The following is a 7,721-nucleotide window of genomic DNA, read 5'->3' as shown; positions in this document are numbered from 1 at the left end:
CGAACAACGGCAAGGCTCACAGGAAAGCCATCATCGCCTGTGTCAGAAAGCTCCTCATCTTCGCCAACGCCGTCGTCGAACGCGGCACTCCGTGGAGCAAAAGTCCGCCAGCAAACCACACCGCCTGAGCTAATGGTTGCGCTTCTCCCCGTGAACGGGGAGAAGGACGAGAGGACCAACAAAAACCCGCCTCGAAGGCGGGTTTTTGATCTGCGACAAAGCGGAGAAGGGCTTAGAGGCCGAAACCCTCGAAACGCTTCTTGAACTTCGACAGGCGGCCGCCGCGGTCGAGCAGGGTCTGCTGGCCGCCGGTCCAGGCCGGGTGCGTGGTCGGGTCGATGTCGAGGTTCATCGTGTCGCCTTCCTTGCCCCAGGTCGAGCGCGTCTGGTACTCGGTGCCGTCGGTCATGACGATCTTGATGGTGTGGTAGTCGGGATGGATATCGGCCTTCATTGTCTTATTTCCTGGCTAGCCGGCGCCTGGTGACGGGCCAATGGCCTGCGTCGATGCGCCCCTTTTTAAAACTCGAAGCCGCAGCTATTGAAAGCCACGGCTTCTAAAACGGTCGGCGAGCCTATACATCAGCCGGAATTGAATCACAAGGCCGCGGCAAGCGCATATTGAAGCGCATAACCGCCAGACGGCCAGAGGACACGCTCATGGCGGATATCGGTGGCAGTCCAGAGGCGCGCAAGCGCTCGATCCGGCCGCTCCGAAACCTCTTTCCCTATGTCACCCGCTACCGCAAGCTGGCAATCGGCGCCATCATCTCGCTGATCGTGGCGGCGGTGACGACGCTTGCGCTGCCAATGGCCGTGCGGCGCATGATCGATCACGGCTTCCAGGCCTCGGGCACCATCTTCATCGCGGAATATTTCGCCGCCCTGGTGGCGATGGCGGCGTTGCTCGCCGCGGCTTCGGCCAGCCGCTACTATTTCGTCATCACCCTCGGCGAGCGGGTCGTCGCCGATATCCGCCGCGACGTTTTTGCCCATGTCACGACGCTGTCGCCGGCCTTTTTCGACCAGGCCCATTCGGGCGAGATCGTGTCGCGGCTTGCCGCCGATACCACGCAGGTGAAATCCGCCGTCGGCGCCACCGCCTCGCTCGCCTTGCGCAACGCCATCCTCGGCCTCGGCGCGCTGGCGATGATGGTCTTCACCAGCCCGAAGCTCTCCGGCCTGGTCATCGCCGCCATTCCGGTAATTGTCTTGCCGCTGGTCGCCTTCGGCCGCTCGGTGCGGCGCAAGTCCCGGCAAGCGCAGGACACACTAGCCGAAGCCACCGCCTATGCCAGCGAGCAGATCGGCGCGGTGCGCACGCTGCAGGCCTTCACCAACGAGAAGCTGGTCACCGGGCGCTTCACGGCTGCGGTCGACGCCGCTTTCGAAGCGGCGCGGGCCTCGGTCTTCGCGCGCTCGTTCCTCACCTTCTTTGCCATCTTCATGATCTTTTCCTCGGTGGTGGCAGTGCTGTGGTTCGGCTCGCGCGACGTGCTTGCCGGCACGATTTCGCCCGGAACGCTCAGCCAGTTCCTGCTCTATTCGGTCTTCGCCGCCGGCGCGCTCGGGGCGCTGTCGGAGGTGTGGAGCGAACTGTCGCAGGCGGCGGGCGCCGCCGAGCGGCTGACCGAGATCCTGGCTGAAGAGCCGACCATCCAGGCGCCGGTCGACCCGCTGCCGCTGCCGGCCATCGCCAAGGGCGCGATCAGCTTCGACGACGTCTCGTTCTCCTATCCGGCGCGGCCGGACCGCGCCGCCGTGCATGGCCTGAGCTTCCAGGTGAAGCCCGGCGAGACGGTGGCGATCGTCGGGCCGTCGGGCGCCGGCAAAAGCACGGTCTTTTCGCTGATCCTGCGCTTCTACGACCCGGAGACCGGGCGCATCGTCATCGACGGCGTCGACCTGCGCGAGGCCGATCCGGCGGCGATCCGTGCGCGCATCGCCATCGTGCCGCAGGACGTCACCATCTTCGCGGCAAGTGCTGCCGACAACATCGGCTTCGGCCGGCCGGGCGCCAGCGAGGCGGAGATCGAGGCGGCGGCCAAGGATGCGCTTGCCGACGAGTTCATCCTCAAGCTCGAGAAGGGCTATGACAGCCAGGTCGGCGAGCGTGGCGTGACGCTGTCGGGCGGCCAGCGCCAGCGCATCGCGATCGCCCGCGCCATCCTGCGCGACGCGCCGATCCTGTTGCTCGACGAGGCAACTTCGGCGCTCGATGCCGAAAGCGAAACCCTGGTGCAGACCGCGCTGGAGCGGTTGATGCGCGGTCGCACCACCATCGTCATCGCCCACCGGCTGGCGACCGTGCTGAAGGCCGACCGCATCCTGGTCATGGATGGCGGGCGTATCGTCGAGGAAGGCACGCATCAAAGCCTGGTTGCCAAGGGCGGCACCTATGCGCGGCTCGCCAAGCTGCAGTTCGAGACCGGCGCCAGCGCCTTCCGGGGCGCGGCGGAATAACCGCGCCGCCCTATCTCCTTGTGTTGACGCAATTCCGGACAGAAACCGCGCCACACTTTTCCTGATATTGCTTTACGACCGGCTGCGACGGTAGACCATGAACAGCGGCACACCGATGAACAGCGACAAGAGCAGCATGCTGGTGATGAGCTGTTGCTGGGACCTGTCGGGCTCGGCGACCGGCGCCGGATCTTCGGGCGGGTCCTGGTAGGCGAAGTTGAAGCTCCAGTCGATGTTGTCGCCGACGTCCTTCACCGACTTCAGATAGTCGCCGATCGCCTTGGCGGGAACCTCACTCGCCAGCGTCCGAAAATTCCACTCCACGTCGAAGGTTGTCGCCGTGTTGTTCCATGACGATTTCAGCGAAAGATAGGGCGTCGCGACGTTCTTCATGTCCTCGCCGGAAAAGCGCGCCTTCAAATTGCTCACCGAAATGCTGTGACGGCGATAAACCGGCGATCCCAGCGAAATCGGCGCGGCGCGGTCCACCATGGTCGGCGTCGGCAGGTCCGTGCCGAGATCGGCGGCCTTGATCGGAAAGTTCTTGACGAGATCGTTGGCGGCCAACGCCTGCGCCGGCAGCGTGTAGCTTTCCCGCACATTGATGATGTTGCCGTCGCGGTTGTCGAAGACGCCCAGCTTCGCGGCAGTCTCGATCCCCGGATAGCGCTTGGCGTAGTATTTCAGATAGGCGTCCGACAGTTCTGTGGTCGACCGGCTGGCGAGCCTGCTGCGCATGCCGTCTGCATCGGCGCCTTCATAGGTCGAAAGCACGCTCAGCGTCAGGTGGCCGTCCGGCTTGTCTGGGAAGGAAAAGTCCTCGGCGACCTTAATGGACGGAGCCCTCAGGTCCTGGTCCGGCATCTTCTCCAGCTCGCCGGTGCCGAACAATGGCAGGGCAAAGCCATAGTTGGGCTGCCAGAAATCGCTGGCGTCGCCGCCCTGCAGGTAATTGGTGGCGTCGAGCCAATAGGTCTTGGCGCCGATCGTTGCCTTGACGATGGCGTGGTCGAAGTCGCGCAAGGCCGGCAGGTGCTGGTCCAGCGCCCGCCCCTGGTCGAGGTCGGCGAGCGCAACCTGCGCCGCGATGCCCAGCCGCTCAAGCGCCGAGGCCAAGAGCAGCGCCTTGTCCTTGCAGTCGCCAAAGCCGCTCTGGATGACCGTTGCCGGATCGCGCGGAATGTAGGAGCCGGAGCCCATCGACAGGCTGACATAGCGGATCTCGTCCTGGACGAGGCGCATCGCCTGGATCATCCGATCCTCCGGCTGCGGATGCCTGGCCGCGATGTCGTCCAGCTTGGCGGCAAAAGCGGCGGGAAAGGTTGCCGCCGGCTTGTAATAAGGCTGAACCGCGTCGACGACGCTGCGCCAGCTTGCCGTCGACGAGACGTCGATCGATCCCCAGCTTGCAAATTCCGACGGCACGTTCTCTTCGACCTTAACGGGTTTCGGATTGGCGATCTCCCAGAGATAAACGGAGTCCGTTCCCGATGCGGAAATGACCGGCCTGATAGCGGTGCCTCTGGGCTTGATCGCGAGCGGCCGCGCGGCCGGCCAGATGACGCTGGTGCGGATCAGCGCCACCGGGTCTTCCCACTCGGTCGAGAAACTGTAGAAGAACATGTCCTTGCCGACGAGCGGCGTCGTCTCGTAGGTCTCGCCATAGTCGATGACGTCGCCGACGCGCACGTCGTCGATGTTGATATGGGCGGTCAGCCAGCCGTCATAGATGCCCTTTTCGGCGTCTTTCTCCTGCCGGAAGATGTCGAACTTCACATCCTCCAGCCGGTCCAGCACCTGACCGTCGCGGATGATGCGCAGATGGTTGAGCGTGACCTTGTGGCGCGAGGGATCGAACTGCAGGTCGATGCCGGCGCCCTGGTCCAGGCCGGGGCGGTCGACGATCTTGTAGACCATGCGCGAATAGTCATCGTAGCCGTGATCGCGGTGGATGATCTGCTCGTCCGCCAACAGCCAGGAAATGCCGTTCTTGATCTGGTCGGCGCGCGCCGGGTCGGCCGTCGGGACATCGACGATTTTGATCCAGTCCGCAGCCGGTCCCTTGCGGACGATCTCATCGGCATTTGCCGAAGAGATCAGGCCGGCCAGTACGGCCAAAAAAACGACGAGGCAACGGAAAGACCCGAGCCCACGGAGACTGCCACCCACCAACATCCAAACCCGCTGACGCAAAGAGGCTCTGTTTTTCAGAGTCTTTCGCGCCAAAGTAAAGACCAGACCCATGTGTTTTGCGTTGTCAGCGGTGGCGCGTCAGCCGCCGTAGCGGTTGCGCAAGTGGTCGGTGAAATAGGCGGCGTTGAGCTTTTCACCCGTGGCGCGTTGCAGCAGCTCGGGCGTCGACCAGCGTGAGCCCTGCGACCAGATTTTGGGGCGCCGCCAGTCGTTGATGGCGCTGAAATCGCCCTTGGCCAGATCCGCGTCGGCGGACGGATGCTCCTTGCTCAAGGCCGCCCATTGTTGGGCGGCCATCATGGCGCCCAGCGTGTAGGAGGGAAAATAGCCGAAGGCGGCGCCCGGCCAATGCACGTCCTGCATCGGCCCGTCGGCGGGATTGTCGATGGTCGAAAGTCCAAGATAGTCGCGCATCCTGGCGTCCCAGGCTTCCGGCAGATCCGCGGCTTCCAACTGGCCGGAGACAAGTTGCTGCTCGAGCTCGTAGCGCAGGATGACGTGCAGCGGATAGGTGACCTCGTCGGCATCGACGCGGATCAGCCCACGCTCGACATGATGGACATGCGGCAGGATGTCGGTGAGCGACCAGGCCTCGCCGAGATGCTTTTCGACCACAGGCAGCGCCCAGCGCCAAAAGGCGGGATTGCGGCCGATCTGCTTTTCGACGAACAGGCTCTGGCTCTCATGCACGGCCATGCCGCGGGCCTTGCCGAGCGGCCAATGCGACCATGCCTTCGGCAGGTTCTGCTCGTAAAGCGCGTGCCCGGTCTCGTGCAGCACGCCCATCAGCGCCGACAGGAAGTCGGAAGTCTTGTAACGGGTGGTGATGCGCACGTCCGTCGGCACGCCGCCGCAGAAGGGATGGTGCGATACCGACAACGAGCCATGGGTCAGGTCGAAACCGACCGCGGCCATCATGGCAAGGCCAAGCTCGCGCTGCCGGTCGATAGCGTAGCTGCCCGATAGCGGCTTCAGCGGGTGCTTCGCCAATTTTGCATCCTGCACGGCCAGGGCGTGCGGCAGGAAATCCTTGAGGAAGGCCTTCAACTCGGCAAACACCGGCGTGATGTCGGCAGTGCGGTTGCCGGGGTCATATTGTTCCATCAGCGCGTCGTAAGGGGCGAGGCCGAGTGCCTTGGCGCGCAGCGCCGCCTCCTCGCGCACCAGCGCAACGACGCCTTCCAGCGCCGGCAGGAAGCCTGCCCAGTCGTTCTTGGCGCGCAGGTCGCGCCAGAGCTGCTCGGAGCGCATGCGCGCCATCGTCTGGCGTTCGACGAATTCGGCCGGCAGGCAGGTGAGGTTGGTGTATTGCCGACGCAGCTCCCTGACCGCCGCCTGCTGCTCCTCGTTCAGGGGCTCGGCCTCGGCGGCGGACAGCCAGTCGCCGATCCGCGGCTCGGTCGCCTGGCGGTGCAGCATGCCGGCGAGCGAAGACATCGCCTCGGCGCGCTTCTCGCCGCCGCCAACCGCCATATGCGTCGCCTCGTCAGCGCCGAGGATGGCCAAGGCGTGCTCCAGCGCTTCGAGCTTGTGGCCGAGTTCGTCGAGTTTTTGGAAGGACATGTTTCATACCCAGCTGCGAGTTGGCTGGCGCGAAAAAGATACCAACCCATCGGGCTTGGCAACCCCGATCGGCCACCGAGGATTTCGGCCATCTTGCCTTAGGGCGGTGCTGCGTGATCAATGCTGGGAACAAGTGACTGGAGGGGACAATGATCGGCAATATCCTGGTCGGGCTGGTGGCATTGATCCATTGCTATATCGTCTATCTGGAGATGGTGCTGTGGAACACGCCGCGCGGCCACAAGGCGTTTGGGCTAAAGCCGGACTTCGCCAGCGCCTCAAAGGTGCTCGCCGCCAATCAGGGGCTCTACAACGGCTTTCTTGCCGCCGGCCTGATCTGGGGGCTCTATCTCGGCGCCGCCGGGTTCCAGATCAAGATGTTCTTCCTCATCTGCGTCACTATCGCTGGCCTCTACGGCGCGGCGACCGTCGGCCGGAAAATCCTGTTTATCCAGACGGCGCCCGCGGTGCTCGCCATCATCGCACTCTGGCTCGGCTGGTAGTCAGAAAAAGACGCCCCCGAGATAAGCTCTCGCGGGCGCCAGTCAGTCCCTTCCTCTGTATTCAGAGCAATTCCCGAAAAGTGCGGTTTTCGTCTGGAACTGCGGCAAGACAAAAGAGATTCAGCCGTTCGGATAGCTTCCGCCGTCGGAGCCATCGCCGATCATGAAGCCGTTGCCGGTGTCGTTCATCAGCCGCTGGTCGACATTGTCGAGCCGCCGCAGCAGATCGTGATATTGCGCAGCCGGAATCCTGCCATGATCCGATGCGGCGACCTTCTCGGCGGCCTGGCTGATACGTGCGGCGCGCATATGCAGCTGTTGCGCCTCCGAAGCCGAAATGTTGTTCTCGTCGCGCGCCTCGGTGATGCCTTGATTGACGCCCTGCACCTGCTCGATCAGGCCGGTTACACGCGGTCCGGTGAAATCGGTTGGTTCGGTCGCGTCGAGCGCCCCCTTGCGATGTCCGGCGGCATAGGCGCCGGCGAGCGGGGCGGCGATCAGGGCCGCAGCGAGAGTTGCAGTCTTGAGAGATGTTAAAGCGCGCATGGCGGCGCATCCTCCTACAAGGAAGGAGCGGTCGCGCCGCTTGGCCTTCCCACCATTTGGGCCGTCCGGGTCCGTCGCGTCGCGATGGGAGGCACCGCCGGCGATCCCCGGCCCTGGCAAGCAAATTAGGAGCGTTATTTTGCGATGTGTAATTAAAAAAAGATAATGTTTTCAGGCCTTGCCGCTGGCACTTTGCGCCCTAAAGTTAAGCTGGCAAACAACTTCGCGTGACTTTGCGTGATAATAGATCAACGTTCGGTGAGTTTTGGTTCACTTCTCGCGATGCTTCCGTGAACGCGATGCTTCCATGAAAACGTGGTCAGCCCCACGCCGTCGACCACGGCAGACTTCGCTTGCGGACAAGTGCGCCATGTCCGAGCAATGTGACTATCCTGGATCAGACAATCGGGCTAGCTTCCGAGGAGGCAACGGCTTGGTTCCACAGCCGTTCTC

6 protein-coding genes are annotated in these 7,721 nt (G+C 63.5%); 2 read left to right on the top strand and 4 right to left on the bottom strand.

The annotated features are described in order from the left end of the window. Nucleotides 1–232 precede the first annotated feature (232 nt). Complete coding sequence (rpmE, locus tag AB6802_RS27285) at nt 233–454, bottom strand: 50S ribosomal protein L31 (protein ID WP_371013309.1); 222 nt, start codon at nt 452–454, stop codon at nt 233–235. A gap of 206 nt (nt 455–660) precedes the next feature. Here rpmE and AB6802_RS27280 point away from each other — a divergent pair, with 206 nt between their 5' ends. Beyond that, nucleotides 661–2,463: an ABC transporter transmembrane domain-containing protein gene (locus AB6802_RS27280; protein WP_371013308.1), complete on the top strand. Its 1,803-nt coding sequence runs from the start codon at nt 661–663 to the stop codon at nt 2,461–2,463. 72 nt (nt 2,464–2,535) lie between these two features. On the opposite strand, the gene AB6802_RS27275 is transcribed toward AB6802_RS27280, so the two are convergent. Continuing rightward, nucleotides 2,536–4,581: a DUF3857 domain-containing transglutaminase family protein gene (locus tag AB6802_RS27275; RefSeq protein ID WP_371013307.1), complete on the bottom strand. Its 2,046-nt coding sequence runs from the start codon at nt 4,579–4,581 to the stop codon at nt 2,536–2,538. Between the two features lie 153 nt (nt 4,582–4,734). Further along, nucleotides 4,735–6,219 (bottom strand): carboxypeptidase M32, encoded by a 1,485-nt coding sequence (locus tag AB6802_RS27270; protein WP_371013306.1) that lies wholly within the window; start codon nt 6,217–6,219, stop codon nt 4,735–4,737. A gap of 149 nt (nt 6,220–6,368) precedes the next feature. Between AB6802_RS27270 and AB6802_RS27265 the strand changes: the two genes are divergently transcribed. After that, nucleotides 6,369–6,722 carry a DUF1304 domain-containing protein gene (locus AB6802_RS27265; protein ID WP_371013305.1) on the top strand — a complete coding sequence of 118 codons (354 nt, stop codon included), beginning with the start codon at nt 6,369–6,371 and terminating at the stop codon, nt 6,720–6,722. A 120-nt stretch (nt 6,723–6,842) separates the two neighbouring features. Here the strand turns inward: AB6802_RS27265 and AB6802_RS27260 are convergent, their stop codons facing one another. Beyond that, nucleotides 6,843–7,268 carry a hypothetical protein gene (locus tag AB6802_RS27260; protein WP_371013304.1) on the bottom strand — a complete coding sequence of 142 codons (426 nt, stop codon included), beginning with the start codon at nt 7,266–7,268 and terminating at the stop codon, nt 6,843–6,845. Between the last annotated feature and the right edge of the window lie 453 nt (nt 7,269–7,721).

Origin of the sequence: Mesorhizobium sp. RCC_202, assembly GCF_041355295.1 — a bacterium.
Taxonomy (GTDB): Bacteria; Pseudomonadota; Alphaproteobacteria; order Rhizobiales; family Rhizobiaceae; genus Mesorhizobium.
Note: the sequence above shows the minus strand (reverse complement) of the source record. Positions and strands in the feature narration are given on the sequence as shown.

Coding starts and splice junctions, on each gene's coding strand:
- rpmE (WP_371013309.1), bottom strand. CDS start 454: ATGAAGGCCGATATCCATCCCGACTACCACACCATCAAGATCGTCATG.
- AB6802_RS27280 (WP_371013308.1), top strand. CDS start 661: ATGGCGGATATCGGTGGCAGTCCAGAGGCGCGCAAGCGCTCGATCCGG.
- AB6802_RS27270 (WP_371013306.1), bottom strand. CDS start 6,219: ATGTCCTTCCAAAAACTCGACGAACTCGGCCACAAGCTCGAAGCGCTG.
- AB6802_RS27265 (WP_371013305.1), top strand. CDS start 6,369: ATGATCGGCAATATCCTGGTCGGGCTGGTGGCATTGATCCATTGCTAT.
- AB6802_RS27260 (WP_371013304.1), bottom strand. CDS start 7,268: ATGCGCGCTTTAACATCTCTCAAGACTGCAACTCTCGCTGCGGCCCTG.